20 protein-coding genes are annotated in these 20868 nt (G+C 65.1%); 10 read left to right on the forward strand and 10 right to left on the reverse strand.

The window, feature by feature from the left end:
* Positions 1–35: 35 nt before the first annotated feature.
* From ACVMDN_RS06320 to ACVMDN_RS06345, 6 genes are read left to right on the forward strand one after another with little or no spacing between them, the layout of a single operon-like run.
* Complete coding sequence (locus ACVMDN_RS06320; RefSeq protein ID WP_076829061.1) at positions 36–1295, forward strand: aromatic ring-hydroxylating oxygenase subunit alpha; 1260 nt, start codon at positions 36–38, stop codon at positions 1293–1295.
* Positions 1295–1792 (forward strand): aromatic-ring-hydroxylating dioxygenase subunit beta, encoded by a 498-nt coding sequence (locus ACVMDN_RS06325; RefSeq protein WP_038387409.1) that lies wholly within the window; start codon positions 1295–1297, stop codon positions 1790–1792. Before ACVMDN_RS06320 ends, ACVMDN_RS06325 begins: the two co-directional genes overlap by 1 nt.
* 13 nt (positions 1793–1805) lie before the next feature.
* Positions 1806–2600 carry an enoyl-CoA hydratase/isomerase family protein gene (locus tag ACVMDN_RS06330; protein ID WP_076829060.1) on the forward strand — a complete coding sequence of 265 codons (795 nt, stop codon included), beginning with the start codon at positions 1806–1808 and terminating at the stop codon, positions 2598–2600.
* A gap of 1 nt (position 2601) precedes the next feature.
* Positions 2602–3351: an SDR family NAD(P)-dependent oxidoreductase gene (locus tag ACVMDN_RS06335; RefSeq protein WP_076829059.1), complete on the forward strand. Its 750-nt coding sequence runs from the start codon at positions 2602–2604 to the stop codon at positions 3349–3351.
* Between the two features lies 1 nt (position 3352).
* Positions 3353–4288: an alpha/beta hydrolase gene (locus ACVMDN_RS06340; protein ID WP_076829057.1), complete on the forward strand. Its 936-nt coding sequence runs from the start codon at positions 3353–3355 to the stop codon at positions 4286–4288.
* Positions 4285–5478, forward strand: a complete 1194-nt coding sequence (locus tag ACVMDN_RS06345) for an acyl-CoA dehydrogenase family protein (protein WP_456835467.1) — start codon at positions 4285–4287, stop codon at positions 5476–5478. Before ACVMDN_RS06340 ends, ACVMDN_RS06345 begins: the two co-directional genes overlap by 4 nt.
* Before the next feature lie 184 nt (positions 5479–5662).
* Here the strand turns inward: ACVMDN_RS06345 and ACVMDN_RS06350 are convergent, their stop codons facing one another.
* From ACVMDN_RS06350 to ACVMDN_RS06385, 8 genes are read right to left on the reverse strand one after another with little or no spacing between them, the layout of a single operon-like run.
* Positions 5663–6409, reverse strand: a complete 747-nt coding sequence (locus ACVMDN_RS06350) for an NAD(P)H-dependent oxidoreductase (RefSeq protein ID WP_076829055.1) — start codon at positions 6407–6409, stop codon at positions 5663–5665.
* A gap of 4 nt (positions 6410–6413) precedes the next feature.
* On the reverse strand, positions 6414–7574 hold the full coding sequence (locus tag ACVMDN_RS06355; RefSeq protein WP_076829054.1) for an ABC transporter substrate-binding protein: 1161 nt from the start codon (positions 7572–7574) through the stop codon (positions 6414–6416).
* Positions 7575–7608: 34 nt separating this feature from the next.
* A complete protein-coding gene (locus ACVMDN_RS06360) occupies positions 7609–8655 on the reverse strand; it encodes a branched-chain amino acid ABC transporter permease (protein ID WP_057018850.1) in 1047 nt (348 codons plus the stop codon).
* On the reverse strand, positions 8655–9527 hold the full coding sequence (locus tag ACVMDN_RS06365) for a branched-chain amino acid ABC transporter permease (protein ID WP_456835466.1): 873 nt from the start codon (positions 9525–9527) through the stop codon (positions 8655–8657). The genes ACVMDN_RS06360 and ACVMDN_RS06365 overlap by 1 nt, the downstream gene beginning before the upstream one ends.
* On the reverse strand, positions 9528–11462 hold the full coding sequence (locus tag ACVMDN_RS06370) for an AMP-dependent synthetase/ligase (RefSeq protein ID WP_456835465.1): 1935 nt from the start codon (positions 11460–11462) through the stop codon (positions 9528–9530). It lies immediately after the preceding gene.
* Positions 11462–12256, reverse strand: coding sequence for an ABC transporter ATP-binding protein (locus ACVMDN_RS06375; protein ID WP_076829148.1), 795 nt, complete (start codon positions 12254–12256; stop codon positions 11462–11464). Before ACVMDN_RS06375 ends, ACVMDN_RS06370 begins: the two co-directional genes overlap by 1 nt.
* Positions 12253–13104, reverse strand: coding sequence for an ABC transporter ATP-binding protein (locus ACVMDN_RS06380; RefSeq protein ID WP_076829050.1), 852 nt, complete (start codon positions 13102–13104; stop codon positions 12253–12255). The genes ACVMDN_RS06375 and ACVMDN_RS06380 overlap by 4 nt, the downstream gene beginning before the upstream one ends.
* Before the next feature lie 5 nt (positions 13105–13109).
* Complete coding sequence (locus tag ACVMDN_RS06385; protein ID WP_244558866.1) at positions 13110–14420, reverse strand: phytoene desaturase family protein; 1311 nt, start codon at positions 14418–14420, stop codon at positions 13110–13112.
* Between the two features lie 248 nt (positions 14421–14668).
* Between ACVMDN_RS06385 and ACVMDN_RS06390 the strand changes: the two genes are divergently transcribed.
* From ACVMDN_RS06390 to ACVMDN_RS06405, 4 genes are all read left to right on the forward strand, one after another.
* Complete coding sequence (locus ACVMDN_RS06390; RefSeq protein ID WP_076829047.1) at positions 14669–15304, forward strand: TetR/AcrR family transcriptional regulator; 636 nt, start codon at positions 14669–14671, stop codon at positions 15302–15304.
* A 196-nt stretch (positions 15305–15500) separates the two neighbouring features.
* Positions 15501–15989, forward strand: coding sequence for a DUF417 family protein (locus ACVMDN_RS06395; protein ID WP_076829046.1), 489 nt, complete (start codon positions 15501–15503; stop codon positions 15987–15989).
* A gap of 523 nt (positions 15990–16512) precedes the next feature.
* On the forward strand, positions 16513–17643 hold the full coding sequence (locus ACVMDN_RS06400) for a serine hydrolase (protein ID WP_082653927.1): 1131 nt from the start codon (positions 16513–16515) through the stop codon (positions 17641–17643).
* Between the two features lie 131 nt (positions 17644–17774).
* Positions 17775–18089 (forward strand): hypothetical protein, encoded by a 315-nt coding sequence (locus ACVMDN_RS06405; protein WP_057018843.1) that lies wholly within the window; start codon positions 17775–17777, stop codon positions 18087–18089.
* Between the two features lie 65 nt (positions 18090–18154).
* On the opposite strand, the gene glgA is transcribed toward ACVMDN_RS06405, so the two are convergent.
* Positions 18155–19609, reverse strand: coding sequence for a glycogen synthase GlgA (glgA, locus tag ACVMDN_RS06410; protein ID WP_076829045.1), 1455 nt, complete (start codon positions 19607–19609; stop codon positions 18155–18157).
* A complete protein-coding gene (gene glgC / locus ACVMDN_RS06415; RefSeq protein WP_057018901.1) occupies positions 19606–20868 on the reverse strand; it encodes a glucose-1-phosphate adenylyltransferase in 1263 nt (420 codons plus the stop codon). Before glgC ends, glgA begins: the two co-directional genes overlap by 4 nt.

Here is a 20868-nt window from a genome sequence, read left to right on the forward strand (position 1 = left end):
ATCCGCGGCAAGCGGCCGGCGAGGGAGACGGAGCGATGAACATGATGACCGGCGTCCCGCCATGGGAACGGCTGATCCGGCCCGACCGGGTGCACGGATCGCTCTACACCGACCCTGACATCTTCGAGGCCGAGCTCAAGAACATCTGGTACCGCACCTGGGTCTATGTCGGGCATGAGAGCGAGGTCCCGAACGCCAACGACTACGTCGTCAAGTCGATCGGCCCGCAATCCGTGATCATGACGCGCGACGAGCAGGGCAAGGTCAATTTGCTGCTCAACCGCTGCTCGCATCGCGGCAACCAGGTCTGCTCCTATGACCGCGGCAATGCCCGCTCGTTCACCTGTCCGTTCCACTCCTGGACTTTTGCCAATGACGGCCGCCTGGTCGGTTATGCCTTCCCCGACGGCTATGAGGGGCAGGACAAGTCGCAGCTCGCGCTCGGGCGGGTGACGCGCGTCGAGTCTTACCGCGGCTTCGTGTTCGGCTCGTTCGCGGCCGATGGCCCGACGTTGAAGGAGCATCTCGGCGGCGCCGCCGAGACCATCGACCGGCTGGTGCGCACCTCGCCGGAGAACGAGGTCGAGATCACGGCGGGCTTCCTCAAGCATCGCGTCAAGGCGAACTGGAAGTTCATCCTGGAGAACGAGTGCGACGGCTATCACCCGGCCTTCGTGCACACCTCGATCTTCGGCGTCGCCGACAGCATGATCGGCAAGCTCTATGGCGGCGCCTCGACCGCGCTGACGCGCGACTACGGCAACGGCCATACCGAGATCGACCTGCGGCCCGAGTTCCGCAAGCGCGACGCGCCGATGAGCTGGTTCGGCACCAGCGAGGACCGGCTGCCGGACTACACGGCGCGCATGAAGGCCGCCCATGGCGACGCCGCCGCGCGGGAGATCATGATCGACGGCACGCCGCATGTGATGATCTTCCCGAACCTGTTCATCGCCGAGATCCAGATGTTTGTGATCCAGCCGCTCGGCGTCGACGACAGCGTGCAGCACGTCACCGCGTTGCAGTTCAAGGGCGCGCCCGATCTGAACCGAAGGCTGCGCCAGCAGACCATGGGCTCGGTCGGCCCAGCCGGCTTCCTGCTGGCGGACGATTCCGAAATGTACGAGCGCTGCCATCGCGGCGTGCTGGCGCGCAATCCCGAGTGGATCTTCCTCGGCCGCGGCGAGAAGCGCGAGCGGCAGGACGAACTCGGCTTCACGGTCGGCCACGTCACCGACGAGGTGCCGTCGCGCGGCATCTGGACCCATTATCGCAAGTTGATGGAGCCTAGCTGATGCTGTCGCGCGAGAGCAGCGCCACGTTGATGAGCGCCATCACCGCCTTCCTTTATCGCGAGGCGCGGCTGCAGGACGAGCATCAATACGAGGCCTGGGAAAAGCTCTGGACCGACGACGGCGTCTATTGGGTGCCGGCCAACGGCGCCGACATCGACCCGGAACGGCAGATGTCGATCATCTACGACAACCGCTCGCGGATCGCGCTGCGCGTCCGGCAGCTGATGACCGGCAAGCACTTCACCCAGACGCCGCAGTCGAATTTGCGCCGGCTGATCTCCAACATCGAATTGATGGACGAGCAGCCTGACGACGGCGACATCGCGGTTGCCAGCAACAGCCTCATTTTCGAATCGAGCCTGCGCGACGACACGCTGTGGGCGGCGCGCAATGAATACCGGTTGCGCCATGTCGATGGCGAATTGCGGATGGCCGCCAAGAAGGTCATCCTCGTCAACAACGACAAGGCGATCTACACGCTTTCGTTCCTGGTCTAGAGGAAAACGCGCCATGATCGACAAGGGCCCCGTTCTGCTCGATATTACCGACGGCATCGCGCGGCTGCGGCTCAACCGCCCCGATGCGGCCAACGGCATGAGCGTCGAGCTGCTCCGCGCGCTGTGTGACGCCATCATGGTCTGTCATGGTCATTCCGATCTGCGCGTCGTGCTGCTGAGCGGCGAGGGTACCAATTTCTGCGCCGGTGGCGACGTCCGCGCCTTCGCCTCCAAGGGCGAGAAGCTGCCGGACTATATCCGTCAGGCGACGGCGTATCTGCAGAATGCGGTGACTGGATTGCTGCGGCTGGAGGCGCCGGTCATATCATCGGTGCAGGGCTTTGCGGCGGGCGGCGGCGGCTTCGGCCTGGTCTGCGCTTCCGATATCGTGATCGCGGCGGAATCGGCAAAGTTCCTCGCCGGCGCGACGCGGGTGGCGATGGCGCCGGACGCCGGCGTCTCCGTCACGCTGTCGCGGCTGGTCGGCTTGCGGCGCGCGATGTCGATCCTGTTGACCAACCCGGTGATCCCGGCTGCCGAAGCGTTGCAGATCGGCATCGTCACCAGGGTCGTGCCCGATGCCGAGCTCGCCGATGCATCGCTCACGCTGGCCCGCGAGCTTGCGGCCGGCGCGCCGATGGCTCTGGCGGCGACCAAGCGGCTGGTCTGGGCCGGCACCGGCACCAGCATCGAGCAGTGCCTCTCGGAAGAGGCGCGCACAGTCGCGGAACTCTCGGGGATGGCCGATGCACGCGAAGGGCTCGCCGCGGTCATCGAGCGGCGCCAGCCTGTATTCACGGGGCGCTGAGGTGGCGAGCTTGCCATTCGGACGTCTCGATGGCCGCCGCGCCTTCGTCTCCGGCGGCGCGCGGGGCATCGGTGCTGCGATCGCGCGCAGCTTTGCCGGCGCGGGCGCCAGGGTCGTGATCGCCGATCTCGATGTCGCCGCGGCCTCGGAGCTGGCGCGCGAGACCGGCGCCGGCGTTGCAGGATTAGACGTCAGCGATGCGACGGCAGTGCAGGCTGTGATGGCGCAGGACGGCCCGTTCGACATTGTCGTCAACAATGCCGGCATCGATCAGCATGCCTTCTTCACCGATACCACGGCGGAGGATTGGGCGCGGCTGATCGCGGTCAATCTCACCTCGGTCTTGGCCTGCACCCACGCCGCGTTGCCGGCGATGCAGGCGGCGGGCTTTGGCCGCATCATCAACGTTACCTCGGAAGCGGCGCGGCTCGGCTCAAAGGGCGGCGCGGTCTACTCCGCGGCCAAGGGCGGCGTGATCTCGTTCACCCGGAGCATCGCGCGGGAGAATGCACGCTATGGCATCACTGCGAACGCGATCGCGCCGGGACCGATCCGCACGCCGATGCTGGAGCAGGCGGTGGTAAAGGGCGGCGACAGGATCCTGCAGGCAATGACCGGCGCAACGCTGCTCGGCCGCCTCGGCGAGCCGGAGGAGGTCGCGGCTGCCGCGCTGTTCCTGGCTTCCGACCAGGCCGCCTATATCACCGGAGAGACGCTCGGCGTTTCCGGCGGCATGGGCATCGGCGGCTGAAATGGGCAGCGCGGACGACGATATCGCAATCACGCCGGTCGATCGCGCGATCGAGCGTTTGCGCGCGATCTATCGCGGCTGGACCCGCGATACATCGGTGGCGCAGATGCGCGACGACTGGGACGCCGCCTTTGCCGGCTGCTCGGTGCCGGTGACGCGCCAACCGGTCGCCGCCGGCGGGGTCGACGGCGAATGGCTCGTGCCGACGGGCGCATCGCGCGACAAGGTGATCCTCTATTTTCACGGCGGCGGTTTCCGTATCGGCTCGGTCGCGTCGCATCGCGAACTGGCCGCACGGATCGCCGATGCATCCGGCTGCCGCGTGCTCTCGATCAATTACCGGCTTGCCCCGGAGCATCGTTTCCCCGCGGCACTCGAGGATGCGCTGATTGCCTATCGATATCTGCGCGATCAGGGGCTGCATCCGGCGGATATCGCCTTCGCCGGGGATTCGGCCGGCGGCAATCTCGTGCTGTGCGCGATGCTGGCGGCGCGCGACCGTGGCTTGCCGCTGCCCGCCGCCGCCGCGCTGATGTCGCCCTGGACCGATCTCACCGCGAGCGGCGCGAGCTATCAGAGCAGGGCCGAGGCCGATCCGATCCACCAGCGCGCGATGATCCTGGCGCTGGCGAAGAACTACCTTGGCAAGGACGGCAATGTCCGCGATCCGCTGGCCTCGCCGCTTTATGCCGATCTCACCCGTCTGCCGCCGCTACTGGTGCAGGTCGGCGACCGCGAGACCGTGCGCGACGATGCGACGGAACTGGCCGCCCGGGCGCAGGCTGCCGGTGTCGACGTCAAGCTCCAGGTGTGGGACGGCATGATCCACGTCTTCCAGATGTTCCCGGAGATTTCGCAGGCGCGCGAGGCGATCGCATCGCTGGCAGCTTTTTTGCGCAACCATCTTCACATCGGCCATGAGAGGGCGCCACAATGAACGTCATGACGTCGGATCCGCGCCAGCTCACTGAGGCCGAGTTCCACTTTTCGGAGCAGCCCAATCTGTCCGAGGAGCTGCGCATGCTGCGCGAGCAGGTGCGCCGCTTCGTCGAGAAGGAAGTAGTGCCGCATGCCGAGGCGTGGGAGCGCGACGGCAAGATCCCGCGCGAGATCTATCGCCGCATGGGCGCGCTCGGCTTTCTCGGCATGCGCCACGCGGTCGACCATGGCGGCACCGACATGGGGCCGCTGGCCTCGATGGTATTCGCCGAGGAGTTGGGGCGCTCCAGCTTCGGCGGTTTCACCTCGTCGATCCTCGTGCATACCGACATGTCGGCGGTGCACATCTCCTTGCGCGGTACGCCGGAACAGAAGCAGAAGTATTTGCCGGCGATTATCCGCGGCGAGACGGTCTGCTCGATCGCGGTGACCGAGCCCGATGCGGGCTCCGACGTCGCAGGCCTCAAGACGCGGGCGCGGCGCGACGGCGACAGCTGGGTGATCAACGGCGCAAAGATGTTCATCACCAACGCGGTCTATGGCGACATCCTGATCGTCGCCGCGCGGACCGACCCGCATGCCAAGGGCAGCCGCGGCATCTCGCTGTTCATCGTCGAGCGCAACACGCCGGGCATCACGGCGACCAAGCTCGACAAGCATGGCTGGCTCTGCTCGGACACCGCCGAGATCGCGTTCCAGGACGTGCGCGTGCCGGCGGAAAACCTGCTCGGCGAGGAGAACAAGGGCTTCTATGGCATCATGGAGACCTTCCAGAACGAGCGCATCTGCATCGGCGGCATCTGCGCGGGCGAATCCGCCAAGGCGATCGAGCTGACGACGAATTACGTGAAGACGCGGCAGGCATTCGGCGGCCCGCTCTGGAATCAGCAGGGCGTGCGGCTGAAGCTCGCCCAGCTTGCCGCGAAGGCGGCGGCGGCGCGGGCGCTGGCCTATCAGGCCGCCGAGCTCGCGGCGGCCGGGCAGGATTGCCTGCGTGAGGTCTCGATGGTGAAGGCGCTGTCGCCCGAGGTGCTGCACGAGGTCGTGCATGGCTGCCTGCAACTGCACGGCGGCTCAGGCTTCATGCGCGGCACCCCGATCGAGCGCATGGTGCGCGACGCGCGGGTGCTGACGATCGGCGGCGGCGCCACCGAGGTGATGCTGGAGGAAGTGGCGAAAAGGATGTGACGCCGGCGCTCTTTCTTACCTCGCCCCGCTTGCGGGGAGAGGTCGGATCGCATCGTGAGATGCGATCCGGGTGAGGGGGAGTCTCCACGAGCGTTTCTGGCAGCGCGTCTGCGGATGCGGCCCCTCACCCCAACCCTCTCCCCGTAAGAACGGGGCGAGGGAGCAGACCTACGTCCGGGTCATGTCATTTCTGGGCACGAGCGCCCTGGCCGACAGTCTGCGCCGCAATGCCCGGCTTCAGCCGCCAGTCCTCGCCAAAATCCGCGAGCGGGTGGAAGAACAGCGGCTCGGTGGTCTCGAGCCGCCGCAGCCGTTCGGCATAGTCGTTGAGATAGCGGTGCCGCGTGGCCTCGTCGACGAAGTTCACTGAATACGACACGAACGGCGGCAGCACCTTGCAGCCCGCATAGGCCAGCATGCCGTTCTGGATCGGCCACAGCACCACATCGAGCGCACCGACCAGCCCGTCGGGCGCGCACATGCCGGGATAGGCGGCGGTCGAGGTCACGACCATGGCGCGGCGGCCGGCAAGGCCGCCGGTGTCGTAGCGGCGGCCGCTGCCGTAAATTGCGCCGTTGACGAACACGCGGTCGATCCAGCCTTTCATGATGGCGGGGACCGAGAACCACCACAGCGGAAACTGCAAGATCAGGAGGTCGCACCACAGCAGCTTCTCGATCTCGGCGGCGATGTCGCCGCTGAGCGCCCCGTGCTGCAGATTGTATTTCTGCTCGCGGTCATATTGCAGCCGGTCGGGAAACCGCCGCGCGCCAAAGTCTTCGGCGGTCGCTACCGGGTTGAACCGCATGGCGTAGAGATCGGAGATCCTGACCGTATGCCCGAGCGCGGTCAGTTCCGCCACCGACCGCGCCAGCAGTGCAGCGTTGAACGACCGCGCCTCCTGATGGGCAAAGACGATCAGGACCTTCATCTCTCTAGTTCACCGGCTTGAAGCTGAGCGTCGCGGCATCGGCCTGCATGATCTGCAGCTTCTGGTTCGAGAAGCGGACGCCGGGACCGAAGCTGATCGGCGCCATCACGCCGGTCTCGACATTCTTGGTCTTCTCCAGTTCCGAGATGGTGCAGGCCCAGGTCGGCTGCTTGCCACAGCGCTCGATTGCCGCGATCAAGACCTTCGCGGCGGCATAGCCGGTCATGGTGTAGCGGTTGATGCCCTTGAACTCGGCCTCCGACACCAGCGGCTTGGCCTTCTCCAGGAACGCCTTGCCCGCCGCGCCGGCGAATGGCTCGACATAGTCGACCGCGTAGATGCCATCGCCCGCCGGGCCCATCAGCTTCAGCACCGGCTCGATGCGGCCGGGCCAGAAGATGCCGGTCACCGGCTTGATGTTCAATTTCTCGAGCTCCTTTGTCATCGCGATATTCTCGGCGATGATGCCGCCGGCCAAAAACACCTCGGCGCCGGCATCCTTCAGCTGCAGCATGTCGGATGAGAAGTCCTGCTGGCCCTTCTTGTAGTTGCCGCTGTAGACGACGTTCAGCTTCTTGGCCTTGACCACGGAATCGAAGCCGTCGCGCACGGTGATGCCGTAATCGTCGTCCTGGGTGATCAGGCCCCATTTCTTGCCGGGGTTCCTGTCGGCGAGGAAGTTGACGAGATGGATGATTCCCTCCTCGTAGGATTGGCCGACCACGAACACGTTCTTGCGCGCCGGCTCCCACAGGAATTTGACCGGCGCGACGTCGATCACGGTCGGGATACCGGACTTCTCCAGCACCGGCATCACAGCGATCGACTGGCCCGAGCCGGAGATGCCGAGCATCGCGAAGACCTTGTCGACGTCGATCACCTTCTTGACGCCCTGGATGGTTCGCGCTGTGACGTAGCCGTCGTCCTCCAGCACATATTTGATCTTGCGGCCGTTGATGCCGCCGGCGGCGTTGGCTTCGGCGATCGCGATCTTGTGGCCGATCGAGGCGGCGACGCCCAGCAGCGCCGGCGGGCCGGTCAGCGGCTCCACGTCGCCGATCAGGATCTCGCTGTCGGTGATGCCGGGATCGGCGGCAGTAGCCGGGCCGGTCGCGAGACAGGCCGTGGAAAGCAGCAGCGCGGCCGCCGCCAGGTGTTTGATCATTGTCTCCTCCTCATGGTGTTGCGTCTTTTTTTGATTAGTAGCGCAGCGGCCAGTGCACCCAGGCCCGCCTGATGTCGTGCCAGGCGCCGACCAGCCCCCGCGGCTGGAAGCGCAGGAACAGGATGATGACGAGGCCGTAGAGCATGCTCTTCAGCTCCTGCGCGCCGGTCGTGAAGGTCGCATCCATCTGCGCGCTGAACAGGCTGAAGACGAGCCGCGTCGCCTCCGGCAGCAGCACGATCAGGATGGTGCCGAGCACCGCGCCGAGCGCCGAGCCGAGTCCACCGACGATCAGGATCGCCAGCGCCTCGATCGAGAGCAGGAACGGAAAGCCCTCGACGCTGACGAAGGAGAGATAGATGCCGTACAGCGCGCCGGCGATGCCGGTGATGAACGCCGAGGTGACGAAGGCGAACAGCTTGTAGGCATGCAGGTTGATGCCCATGACGCGCGCCGCCGTGTCGTTGTCCCTGATCGCGACAAAGGCGCGGCCGACCCGGCTGCGGCGGATGTTGAGGGTGGCGAACAGCGTCAGTGCCGCGATGCCGAGGCAGAGATAGGTGAAGGCCGCGTCGCCGTCGAAGCTGATGCCGAGGATCTCGGGCCGCTGCACCTGAATGCCGCGTGCGCCGTTGGTGAGCCAGCGCATCTCCAGGATCACGGTGTTGATGATGAAGGAGAAGGCGAGCGTGGTGATGGCGAGGTAAAGTCCCTTGAGCCGAAGCGACGGCGCACCGACGATCAGGCTCGCCAGCGCCGGCACCACGCCGGCGCCGAAGAAGCCGACCAGCGGCGGCATGTGGTACTTCGAGACCAGCACCGCATAGGCATAGGCACCGGTGACGAGGAAACCGACATGGCCGAGCGAGATCAGGCCGGTGTAGCCGGTCAGGATGTTGAGTCCGAGCGCACCGGTGACCGTGATCAGGATGATCATCAGGAACGACAGCGCGTAGGAGTTCAGCACAAAAGGAGCGGTGATCAGCGCCAGCAGCAACACGGCCGACCATAGCCACACCGGCGGGGAATCGATCAGCGCAACCAGTTCGCCGTAGCTCTGCTTGTAATCGCCGGTGCGCATCACACCCTCTCGATGTCGCGTTCGCCGAAGATGCCGAACGGGCGGATCATCAGCACGATGATGATCATGGCAAAGCCCGCGACCTCCTTCATGCCGGAGCCGATATAGCCGCCGGCCAGGTTTTCGGTGATGCCGATCAGGAGGCCGCCGAGGCCGGAGCCGAGCACGGCGTCGAGGCCGCCGAGGATGGTGGCCGGAAACGCCTTCAGCCCGAGCTGGAACATCACCGGCGATAGATCATAAGACAGCGCGAAGAACACGCCGCCGATGCCGGCGATCACCGAAGACGCGGCCCAGGCCAGCGCATGAACTCTTGTTGCGCTGATGCCCATCAACAGCGCCGTGCGATCGTCGGCTGCGACCGCGCGCATCGCAACCCCGACCTTGCTGTAACGGAAGAACGCCCAGATCGCGGCGATCAGCAGAAGCAGCGTCGCGATGACCGCAATCTGCCCGGTACGCACGCCGATGCCGCCGAGATGCACGATGCCGCGGCCCATGCCGATGTCGAGGCCGTGCGGATAGGCGTCCCAGATGAAGTTGATGGCGGAGCGCAGGATCACGGCGAGCCCGATCGTGACCATCACGGTCGCGAATACCGGCTCGCCCAGCATCGGCCGCATCACGAGCCGCTCGATGATCAGGCCGAGCAGGACAGCGGCGAGAATCGCGCCCACCGCGACGACGAACACATTGCCGCTGACCGTGGTCGAGATCGTCCAGGCGGTATAGGCGGTGATCATGGTCATCTCGCCCTGGGCGAAATTGACCAGCCCGGTGGACTTGTAGATCACCGCAAAGCCCATCGCGATCAGCCCGTAGATCGCGCCGATCGCGAGCCCCGAGATCAGCAGCTGGATGAGATACTGCATTCAGCCCTCCGCCCGGTAGATGATGGCGAGTTCACGGGCGAACTTCTTCTCGATCATTGCGCGGCGTACCTTCTGGGTGGCGGTCAGCTCGCCGTCGTCATGGTCGAGCTCCTTTTCCAGGATGGCGAACCGCCTGATGTTCTCGACCCGGGCGAACCGCTTATTGGTCTCGTTGACGACGCGCTCGACCAGCTCATTCACTTCGGGAAGCTGCGAGAGCGATTTGTAGTTGGTGTAGGCGAGCGCCCGGTCGCGCGCCCAGCGGCCGACATTGTCGTAGTCGACCTGGATGATGGCGCCGAGATACTTCCTGGCCTCGCCGACCACGATCGCTTCCTTGATGAATTCGGAATCCTTCAGCGCGTTCTCGATCTCGGACGGCGCGATGTTCTTGCCGCCAGCGGTGATGATGATCGCCTTCTTGCGGTCGACCACGGCGATCTCGCCATTGTCGAGGACATCGATGATGTCGCCGGTGCGCAGCCAGCCGCCGGGCTCCAGCGAGGCGGTCGAGGCCTTCTCGTCGAGGAAGTAGCCCTTGAAGACGCCGGGGTTGCGCAGCAGGATCTCGCCGTCGGTGTCGCACTTCCATTCGGTCTGCGGCAGCGGCACGCCGCAGCCGCCGATCCGATGATGGCTTGCGGTCTGGATGAAGGCGACGCCGCCGCTTTCGGTGAGGCCGTAGCCCTGCGACACCGGACGGCCGATGATGTCGAAGAAGCGCAGCGTCTCCGGCGAGATCGAGGCGCCGGCGCAGAGCCGGTGCCGACTGTAGGCAAAGCCGAGATGGCGCTGCAAATTGCGGAACATCAGGAGATAGAGCAGTCCGTAGGCGGCACGATCGAGCATACTGGCCTTGCCGGCCTGTCGACGGTCGGACAGCGTGCGGCCCCAGGCGAGGCAGGCCCTGGTGAAGCTCTGGCGCAGGCGGCCGCTCTCGCCGAGGCGGAACAGAAAGCCCTGCTGCAGCTTCTCGTAAATGCGGGGAACGCCGACGAAGAAGGTCGGCGCGATCTCGCGGATGTTGATCGCGACGGTGTCGATCGATTCGGCGAACGAAACGGTGCCGCCGAGCACGAGATGGGTCACGGTGCCGTAGCAGCGCTCGGCGACGTGGCACAGCGGCAGATAGCTCACCGCCTCGAACGGCTTGTCGGCAGTGCCCACGGTTTTGGCGTAGGCATAGGCGGCGTAGACGAGATTGCGATGGGTCAGCATCGCGCCCTTGGGCGGGCCGGTTGTGCCTGAGGTGTAGACGAGGATGCAGACGTCGTCGGGCGCGCCCTGGCTGATCAGGCGGTCGAGCGTCGCGTCGGCCTCCGAATTCTCCTGGGCGTAGGTCCTGCCGCGCTCGCACAATGCGGCGAACGACATCAGCTCCGATTGCCGGTAATGCCGCAGGCCCTTCATGTCGACGCAGACGATGGCCTCGAGGTCCGGCAGGCCGCCATTATTGGCCATCGCGTCGAGCACCTTGTCGGTCTGCTCCTGGTCGCCGGTGACGACGATGCGGGCGCCCGAATGCTTGACGATATATTGCAGCTCGACCCAGGGATTGGTCGGATAGATGCCGACCGCCACCGCGCCGATCATCTGCGCACCAAGGTCGGCGTAAAACCATTCCGGCGTGTTCTCGCCGGCGATGGCGATCCGGTCGCCAGGCTTGATGCCGAGCGAGAGCAGGCTGAGCGCCACCGCGCGCGCGGTGTCGTAATAGTGCCGCCAGGAATAGGGATTCCAGATGCCGTAGTCCTTTTCGCGCAGCGCCAGCGCCTCGCCGTGCATCGCGGCGCGCTGCCGTAGCAATTGCGGGATGGTGATGGCGGCATCCGCAAGCGTACCCTGCAACGCGTCGATGCCGGCTGCGGGCACACTGCGTGCGGCGCTGGCTGGCAGCGGCGGATGAGCGGTGCGCAGGCTGTCCAGCGTCGACATCACGCGCCCGCCTTTGACATCGCGTCAGCGCGCTGGCCGCCGAGATAGGCCTCCGCGACTGCCGGATCGCGCCTGATCTCACCAGGTGCGCCTTCGGCGATCTTGCGGCCGAAATACAGCACATGGACGCGGTCAGAGATGTCCATCACGATGCGCATCTCGTGCTCGATCATCACGACGGTGATGCCGAGCTCGTCGCGGATGTCGAGCACGAAGCGCGCGATGTCCTCGGTCTCCTCCTGGTTCATGCCGGAGACCATCTCGTCGAGCAGCAATAGCTTCGGCTCGCAGGCGAGCGCGCGGGCGAGCTCGACGCGCTTCTGCTGGCCGTAGGACAGCGTGCCGACCACGGCGTCCCTGATGTGCTCGATCTCGAGGAATTCGATGATGTGCTCGACGCGTTGCCGTGCCGCGATTTCCTCCTTGCGGGTACGTCCGTAAAACCACACCGCATCGAGCACGGTCGAGCGCAGATGGGTGTGGCGGCCGGTCAGGATGTTCTCGACCACGGTGCCGTGCTTGAACAGCGCCAGATTCTGGAAGGTGCGGCCGATACCGACGGCGGCGAATTTCCACGGCGAGATCATCGAGAGGTCGATGCCGTCGAAGCTGATGCGGCCGCCGCTCGGCCGCAGCACGCCCGAGATCATGTTGAACAGCGTGGTCTTGCCGGCGCCGTTCGGACCGATCACGCTGCAGATCTCGCCGGGCGCGACGCGCAGGCTGACATCGGCGACTGCCTGCAGGCCGCCGAAGCGCTTTGACAGGTTCTCGACCGTGAGCAGCGCGGTCACGACAGCCACCGCTTGCGGCGCTTGTAGTGCTTCACGTCGCGCAGGCTCTTGCGACCGGTGGAGGAGACGCCGAGATAGAATTCCTGGACGTCCTCGTTGGCGGTGAGCCTCGCTGCCGTGCCGTCGAGCACGACGCGGCCGGTCTCCAGGATGTAGCCGTAGTCGGCGATGTCGAGTGCGCGCTGCGCGTTCTGCTCGACCAGCAGCACCGTCATCTTCAGTTCGTCGCGCAGCCGGACGATCACCTCATAGATGCGGTCGATGATCAGCGGCGCGAGGCCGAGCGACGGCTCGTCGAGCGCCAGCAGCACGGGATCGGTCATCAACGCGCGGCCGATCGCGAGCATCTGTTGCTCGCCGCCGGACATGTAGCCGGCGATCTGGTCGCGCCGCTCATATAGTCGTGGAAACAGCGTAAACACCTTGTCGCGGCGCTCGCGCGCCTCGGCGCTGGTCCTGGTGTAGCCGCCCATTTGCAGGTTCTCGTCGATGGTGAGTGCCGCGAACACGCGGCGGCCCTCCGGCACCTGCACGATGCCGCGGCGGACCAGTTCGTCCGGCGCAAGGCGATGCACCTCGTCATTGCGGAAGCGGATGCTGCCGTTCTCGATCACGCCTTCCTCGGTATAGAGGATGCCGGACATCGCCTTCAGCAGCGTCGATTTGCCGGCGCCGTTGGAGCCGAGCAGGGCGACGATGTTGCCCTCGGGCACCGCGATCGAGACGTCGCGGATCGCCTCGATCGCATTGTCGTAGACGATCCGGATGTTGCGGAATTCGAGCAGGCACTGCTCTGGCACGGCGACTGGCGCTGCTTGCGGCATCGGATGCGGGATGGTCGTCGGCATCGTGCTCAGACCCGGCCTGCCGATAAGCGCGGGCGCGCGGCGAGGATCGCATCGGTGACGATCTTGGCGGTCTCGGCGCAGGCCTGCGTGCCGCCATTGCCATATTGCTTCACCGCATCGCCGACGCACCACAGGCCACCGATACCGGTCTCGCGCGGCAGATCGTAGCCGGCGCAGCTGCGTTGTGCCGGCCAGTCGTCGCGCATCACCCGGATCGACAGGATTTTGGCCTGGTCGAAATTCGTGAACTGCTCGCGCAGATCCTCGAGCGCGAGCTGGACTTCTGCATCGGAGTCGAAATCGCCGAGCGCGGGCACCGGCACGGCATAGGCGACATAGAGGTGCCAGCCGGGCGGCGCCAATTCCGGACAGGTGGCCGAGAGGTTGGCCATGTTGCAGAGCCGGCGCGTCTTGCCGAAGGTGACGATGCCGGGATGATTGATCAGCGGCTCGCGGCTCGCGACATTGATGACGATGTTGGCGGCCGGGCGAAGGTCGTTCTTCACCCTGGTGATATAATCCGCCGGGAACGCCTCGCTGCCGGCGAGCGCGACGGTGGCTTTCGGTCCCGCATTACTGATCACGAGATCGGTGTCGATCCGCACCCGCTCGCCGTTCCTGAGCACGGTGACGCCTTCGACCTTGCCGTTCGCGGTGTGGATCGTGGTCGCCGGTGTTTCGAGCCAGATGTCGCCATTGCGCCTGACGGCATTGCCTAGACTGTTCCAGACGCCGATCGTGCCCTGCGGGCAGAAGCCGAATTTCTTGAAGGCGCCCTTGCTGGTGAAATAGGTGAGGAAGGCGCGGGCCGGCAGCTCGGCGGCGTTGCAGGCGAAGATCGCCGCGCAAAGATTGCGGAACAGCGCGTGTACGGTGGCGTTGCTGGTGTAGCCCTTCAGCCAGTCCTCGGTCGATTGCCGCCCGTCGGGCAGGTTGCCGGAGCGGGCGTCGGCGAATTTCTCCAGGATGCGCGAGGCCTGCTTGGTCAGTTGCCCGAGCAGCAGCGACCAGCCGCCGCGGCCGACATCGATCACCTTGCCGTCGATGAAGAACGAGCTCGCGGGCTCCGGCGCGCGGATGTCGAGCGGGGCGCCGACGGTGTGGAAGGTTTCCTCGAACACGCCACCGAACTCGATCGCGATCGCCCCGATATTGACCTTGAAGCCGTCGATCTCCTCGGTCGAGGCGCGTCCGCCGAGCCGGTCCTTGTCGTCGACGACGAGCGTATGCAGCCCGCCATGGGCGAGGAGCGCCGCGGCGCACAGCCCGCCGGCGCCGGCTCCGATCACGACAGCATCGATCCTCTGAGAATCCACGCGCAACCTCCCGCGATGCCGCCGGGTTGCTCCCAGCGTGCGCAATCCGCTTGCTTGATAGAAGGCAGTCTAATATAATCCGACCGGTCGTTCAAATTATTTTTTGACGCAGGTCGCTCGTCGCACGGGCGATGGAAGAGTCTGGTGGATGGTGCCCGCAAAGGGGAGGAGAGCGTGGGGCGGCGGTAGTATAGAGAGAGGCAGTCGCCCGATTCCGGCGGCGCCGATGGTGCATGAGAGAGACGGCAATGGCGCGGACGCGCTCAGAGAATTACGACGAGATTCAGCGGAACATTCTCACCACTGCCTGCGGCCTGTTCGCGCGGCAGGGCTACATGCGTGCCTCGATCGCCGACCTTGCGGATGCCTGCAAGCTGTCGCGCGGCGCGCTGTACCATTATTTCGATTCCAAGGAAGCGATCCTGTTCGCGATCCTCGACGCCCATATCCGCGAGATGATCGCGGACGTCGAAGCCGCGATGGCCGAAAAGGCGACGACGCTGGAGCAGTTCCGCGCCGCGATCCAGGCCATCGTCGCGCTGAATGCGCGTTCGAGCGACGAGCAGCGCGTCATCCTCAACGACCTCTCGTTCCTCGGCGAGACCGAGCAGGATGCGATCAAGGCGCTGGAGCGCCAACTCGTCGACACGGTCTCGGATCTTCTGGTCAAGCTCGACAAGGAAGGCAAGATCGTCAAGCGGACCAAGAAGATCTACAGCATGATGCTGTTCGGCATCCTGAACTTCAGCCACACCTGGTACGATCCGAAGGGCGGGATCGATCCAGGGGAGTTCGCCGACATGGTGGTGGATCTGTTCCTGTACGGCTTCACCATGCCGGTGCCGGCAAAGAACGCCGCGCGGCCGCTGCGCCAGCGCGCGTGAGGCCGACGCGGCGCGCACTGCGGCTTCGCGCCGAAGACATCTCTCGCAGCGATTATTCCTCATCTCGTCTGCACATCATCGTGAAGGCCGAGACGTTGTCCCGCGCGTAACGCACGCGCGGCGCGCCGCGTAGTTTTGCCACGAACGCCGCGACAGCGGCCGATGGTGGCTCCGCAGCGAGGGAAGAAACAACCACATGAATCTGTCGTTCAACATCGCCGAACAGGGCGAGGGGTCTTATCGAGCGCTCGCGATCCTGCGCTGGGTCATGGTCGTGATCTTCGTGTCGTTCGGCATGCAGAAATTCACGCTGCAGTCGGCGCAAGGCATCGCGCAGTTCATCAGCAACAGCCCGTTCATCTCGTGGCTGTCGGTGTTCGGTCTCCGGGGCGAGGCCTATGTGCTCGGGGTGGCCGAGTTCGGCATTGCGGCGCTGCTCGTCGCCGGCGCGTTCAGCCCGCTTCTCTCGGCGATCGGCTCGTTGATGGGCGTCTTCACCTTCGCGGTGACGTGGTCGTTCTTCTTCACGACGCCGGGGGTGGTCAAATGGAGCCTGTCGACCGATCCGATGGCCTGGAACCTGGCCGGCGAGTTCCTGTTCAAGGACATCGTGCTTCTGTGCGTCTGCCTCGTGCTGCTGTTGGCGTCGTTGCCGCGGTCGATCGTCCGCTTGCGCGCCAAATAGGTGTCGCGCCGCGCATCGATGGTTAACCAATGGTTAAACAGTCATCGCGCGCATCCGGCATCTGGAACAGGACAAAACGTCGCGGACGACCGTGTCTTGAAAATCGAATCCGATCGGCTTATGCAACCTTCGATTGACGAATTGTTGCTAGGAAGAAACGTCCCCGGTTGGGAGCGGAATGTGACGAAGTCAGAAATATCCTTGGCCCGATCGGCAAGCGCCGATCTTGCCGTTTCGTCGAAGCCCACTCCCGTCATTTCAAACGTCCTGCATTTTTTAGTTCGATTGCAGTTCCCGCACCGTGGCTGGAGTGGGAGGGCGGTCGCGATCGCGGCTTCCGGAAGTGACCACCGGAACAGCGATCGGGCCGCCCCGTCCCCAGCCGGGCGGGTAACGGCGCAAGACGCGTAATCGTGAATTCGGACGCTTGGGTTCCACCGCTAGGATCGTGATGTCGCCATCTCTCGATGGTGAACAGATTGTCTGCAGGTCGCATCGCAACATCGTGCCGATTTCGTTCTTCATGAGACAATGGCTCACCGTCCGGATCGCGGCCGTCCTGTTCGTGGTCGCTGGTAGCGTGCTTGGGGTAGCGCGCGCGGATTCCGACATGGACGCGCAGATCAGGGACATCGTCACGACGGAACTCGCGCCGACCGCGACCGCGACCGACCCGGGCGGCCTCGCCGCGGCGGTCTATGCCGGGGGCCGGGTCGCGTTCTTCAACTACGGTTTCGCTGATGACTCAGCGAAGCGGCCGGTCACCCCGGACACGCTGTTCAACCTTGCCTCGTTGCGCAAGCTGTTCGAGGCGACGCTGGTCGCGCTCGGCACCGAGCGCGGCGAATTGCGGCTGGACGATCCGGTCGGCAAGTATCTGCCCGAGCTCAACGGCGACTACGTCAGCCGCGTCACCATCGGCGAACTCGTCAATCATACGTCGGGGCTGCTGCTGCCGACCGATCATCCGCCATGGCCGGTCGGGACCTTCAGCCGTGATCAGTTCATCGCGATGCTCAACGCGTGGACGCCGCCGGCAGGAGAGCAGCCGGGCAAGCAGCGCATCTACAGCCATGCCGGCTATGTCCTGCTGCAGCTGGTGCTGGAGCGGCGCTATGAGATGCCGATCGCGACGTTGATCGGGAGCCGCATCCTCAATCCGCTCGGAATGACGTCGACCTTCGTTCCGGACCGCAGCGAGGACAACCGCGCGAGGATGGCGCCCGAGCTGATGCAGCGCGTGGTTCAGGGCTACTCCCACGACGGCACGGCGATCGGTCCGCCGGGCAATCAGCAGCGCTATTACGATTTTCCAGGCACCGGCCAGATGTTCTCATCGGCGCGCGATCTCGGCATATTGCTGGGCGCCTGCCTCGACGGCGCGGTGATCGATCCCGAATTGCGCGCAGCGTTGCAGATGACCGAGCGGGAGAGTTTTCGCGTCGACGAAAAGTTCGGCCAGGCGATGGCATGGGAGCATGTGCGGCTGGACGGCATCACCGTGATCGACAAGCCGGGCGGTCTCAATAACGCCTCAGCCTATGTCGGCCTGGTGCCGGCGCGCAGGCTCGGCATCGTGCTGCTCGCCAATCGCGGCGACTATCCGCACGAGATCGCGCGCTACAGGATCTTGCCGGCCCTCGCGCGACTTTAATCGCAGGACGTGCCAGTCCAATGACACGGCCTGCGCGGCAGGGCAGAGGATGCATGCAAAAATCGCGATGGCGCGGAACCGTGATGAGCTGTATAAGCCGGTAGCTTCTTCTCCATTTTGAAGAGGCTGATATGACCGATCTGTATCCTGATTTGCACAATTGGCTTTCGCAACAGCCCCATGGGTTGCGAACCTTCAGGACCTTCCAGCAAAAACTCGAGATTCTGAGCAAGGACGACCCGGAGCAACGCGGCGTTTGCCGGCTGCTGAGCGGACTCGTCGGCAACTACGTCGAAACCTTCGACGAGGAGCCGCTGCCGGTCGCGGTCGCCGACCGCGCCTATGGCCGGCTGCTCGATCTCGTCGCAAGCCTTGATCTCAAGGGAAATCCCGACCGGCGCCTCGCCGACATCAACCGCATCGCGTCCTGCGATCTGCTGAACTGATCTCAGCGCAAGACGCTTCGCGTTTTGTCGCGGAAAAACCGGTTGGCACTTTTCCGGATTGTGCTCTAGCGCCGCGTCGTCGCGAGCTCGCGATAGAGCGCGGCGTAGCGGCCGGCGCGATTGTGCCAGGAGACATCGGTGGCCATGCCGGCCTGCTGCAGCCGGCGCCATGTCACCTTGTCGTTGAACAGCAGGTTTGCCTTGCGCAAGCCGTGGGCGAGCGCATCCGAGGTGACGGGTGCGAACTTGACGCCGGTCGGCGCATCGCCGGTGATCGCGACTTCGTCGAAGTCGAGCACGGTGTCGGCAAGGCCGCCGACATTGGCGACAACAGGGACCGCGCCGTAGCGCAGCGCGCACAGCTGGGTGAGGCCGCACGGCTCGAAGCGCGACGGCACCGCGAGCGCGTCCGCGCCGGCCTGGATCAGATGCGCCAGCGCCTCGTCGTAACCGATCACGACCGCGATCCGTCCGGGGTTGTCGCGCGCCAGCGCGGCGTAGCGGTCCTGCAGGTCGCGGTCGCCGCTGCCGAGCAGCGCGAGCTGGATGCCTTCGCCGAGCAGCGTCGGGATGTTCTCGAGCAGAAGGTCAAGGCCCTTTTGCCATGACAGCCGGCTGATGACGCCGAGCAGCATCGCATCCGGCGTGGGATCAAGCCCGAAGCGCCGCTGCAGCGCCGCCTTGTTCACCGCGCGATCCGCCGGCTGCTCGGAGCTGAAGCGCGCCGCGATGTCGGGATCGGTGGCCGGATTCCACACCGATATGTCGATGCCGTTGAGGATGCCGCTCAGCACGTCGGCGCGTTCGCGCAAGAGGCCGCCGAGCCCCATGCCGCCCTCGTCGCTTTGAATCTCCCGCGCATAGGTCGGCGACACCGTGGTGATGCGGTCGGCGAATTGCAGGCCGGCCTTCAACAGGCTGATGGTGCCGTAATATTCGACGCCGTGGAGCGCGTAGGATTCGCTCGGCAGGCCGAACGCGGCAAGCATGTCCGGCGAGAACTGGCCCTGATAGGCGAGGTTGTGCACGGTCATCACCGTGCCGGGCCGTGGTTGCCCGGCATAATGCAGGAGGGCGGGTGCGAGGCCCGCCTGCCAGTCATGCGCATGCACGATGTCGGGGACGAAGGAGGTGATCGCGCCCTGGCCGATCTCCGCCGCCATCCGCGACAGCGCGGCAAAGCGGATGCCGTTGTCCGGCCAGTCGCGTCCGTCCGGGCCGACATAGGGATTGCCGGGCCGCGCATAGAGATGCGGCGCGTCGAGCGCGAACAGATCGAGGCCATCATGCGTGCCGCCCAGCACGCGGATCGGCCCGCCGTAGAATTCCGGCCAGTGCAGCAGCGTCTCCGCCGAAGCCAGCGCCTTGAGCACGTCGGGATAGCCGGGCACCAGCGTCCGCGTCGTGACGCCGTGCTGCTTCAGCGCCGCCGGCAGCGCGCCGACCACGTCGGCAAGGCCGCCGGTCTTGACGATCGGGTAGACTTCAGAGGCGACTGCGAGGACGCGGATGGGCGTCATGTCCCCAGCCTGTCGATCATCGACTGCGTGATCAGCGTGATGCCGCTCTCGGTGGTGCGGAAGCGCTTGCCGTCGAATTCGGGATCCTCGCCGACCACGAGCCCTTCCGGAATCCTCACCCCGCGATCGATCACGACGTTTCGGAGCCGTGCTCCGCGGCCGACATTGACATAGGGCATGATCACCGCATTCTCGATATTGGCGTAGGAATTGACGTGCACGCCGGTGAACAGCAAGGAGCGGCGCAGCGACGCGCCCGAGATGATGCAGGCACCCGAGACCAGCGAGGTCACCGCCTGGCCGCGTCGTCCGTCCTCGTCATGCACGAACTTGGCGGGCGGGGTGATCTCGGCATAGGTCCAGATCGGCCATGATCGATCGTAGAGGTCGAGCTCGGGCACCACGTCGGTGAGATCGATATTGGCGCCCCAATAGGCATCGACGGTGCCGGCATCGCGCCAGTAGGAGCGCGGATCGTCGCCGGAGCGGACGCAGGAATCGTTGAACTGGTGCGCGATCGCCCGGCCGTGCTTCACGATATAGGGGATGATGTCCTTGCCGAAATCGTGGGCCGAGTTCGGGTCAACGGCATCGCGGCGCAACTCGTCGAACAGGAATTCCGAATTGAAGACATAGATGCCCATGCTGGCCAGCGACTTGTCGGGCTTGCCGGGCATCGGTGGCGGATCGGCGGGTTTCTCGAGGAAGGACTGGATCAGGCCGGTCTCGTCGATATGCATGATGCCGAAGGCGCTGGATTCAGCCCGCGGCATTTCAAGGCAGCCGACCGTGACATCGGCGCCGCTTTCGACATGCTGCTTCAGCATGATCTCATAATCCATCTTGTAGACGTGGTCGCCGGCGAGCACCAGGATGTACTTGGTGCCGTGCGCTTCGAGGATGTCGATGTTCTGGTAGACCGCGTCGGCCGTGCCGACATACCACATCGTTTCGGAGACGCGCTGGCTTGCGGGCAGGATGTCGAAACTCTCGTTTCGCTCCGGCCGGAAGAAGTTCCAGCCGCCTTGCAGATGCCGGATCAGGCTGTGCGCCTTGTACTGGGTCGCCACCGCGATGCGGCGGATGCCCGAATTCACCGCATTGGATAGCGCGAAATCGATGATGCGCGACTTGCCGCCGAAATAGACCGCGGGCTTGGCGCGTTTGTCGGTGAGCTCCTGAAGTCTGCTGCCGCGTCCGCCGGCCAGCACGAAGGCGAGGGCGTGACGCGACAAGGGTTCATTTCCGACGGATCTCAT

The sequence above is a fragment of the Bradyrhizobium sp. USDA 4510 genome (genome assembly GCF_054059095.1).

Coding starts and splice junctions, on each gene's coding strand:
- ACVMDN_RS06320 (WP_076829061.1), top strand. CDS start 36: ATGAACATGATGACCGGCGTCCCGCCATGGGAACGGCTGATCCGGCCC.
- ACVMDN_RS06325 (WP_038387409.1), top strand. CDS start 1,295: ATGCTGTCGCGCGAGAGCAGCGCCACGTTGATGAGCGCCATCACCGCC.
- ACVMDN_RS06330 (WP_076829060.1), top strand. CDS start 1,806: ATGATCGACAAGGGCCCCGTTCTGCTCGATATTACCGACGGCATCGCG.
- ACVMDN_RS06340 (WP_076829057.1), top strand. CDS start 3,353: ATGGGCAGCGCGGACGACGATATCGCAATCACGCCGGTCGATCGCGCG.
- ACVMDN_RS06345 (WP_456835467.1), top strand. CDS start 4,285: ATGAACGTCATGACGTCGGATCCGCGCCAGCTCACTGAGGCCGAGTTC.
- ACVMDN_RS06350 (WP_076829055.1), bottom strand. CDS start 6,409: ATGAAGGTCCTGATCGTCTTTGCCCATCAGGAGGCGCGGTCGTTCAAC.
- ACVMDN_RS06355 (WP_076829054.1), bottom strand. CDS start 7,574: ATGATCAAACACCTGGCGGCGGCCGCGCTGCTGCTTTCCACGGCCTGT.
- ACVMDN_RS06360 (WP_057018850.1), bottom strand. CDS start 8,655: ATGCGCACCGGCGATTACAAGCAGAGCTACGGCGAACTGGTTGCGCTG.
- ACVMDN_RS06365 (WP_456835466.1), bottom strand. CDS start 9,527: ATGCAGTATCTCATCCAGCTGCTGATCTCGGGGCTCGCGATCGGCGCG.
- ACVMDN_RS06370 (WP_456835465.1), bottom strand. CDS start 11,462: ATGTCGACGCTGGACAGCCTGCGCACCGCTCATCCGCCGCTGCCAGCC.
- ACVMDN_RS06380 (WP_076829050.1), bottom strand. CDS start 13,104: ATGCCGACGACCATCCCGCATCCGATGCCGCAAGCAGCGCCAGTCGCC.
- ACVMDN_RS06390 (WP_076829047.1), top strand. CDS start 14,669: ATGGCGCGGACGCGCTCAGAGAATTACGACGAGATTCAGCGGAACATT.
- ACVMDN_RS06395 (WP_076829046.1), top strand. CDS start 15,501: ATGAATCTGTCGTTCAACATCGCCGAACAGGGCGAGGGGTCTTATCGA.
- ACVMDN_RS06400 (WP_082653927.1), top strand. CDS start 16,513: ATGAGACAATGGCTCACCGTCCGGATCGCGGCCGTCCTGTTCGTGGTC.
- ACVMDN_RS06405 (WP_057018843.1), top strand. CDS start 17,775: ATGACCGATCTGTATCCTGATTTGCACAATTGGCTTTCGCAACAGCCC.
- glgA (WP_076829045.1), bottom strand. CDS start 19,609: ATGACGCCCATCCGCGTCCTCGCAGTCGCCTCTGAAGTCTACCCGATC.
- glgC (WP_057018901.1), bottom strand. CDS start 20,868: ATGAGATCCGTCGGAAATGAACCCTTGTCGCGTCACGCCCTCGCCTTC.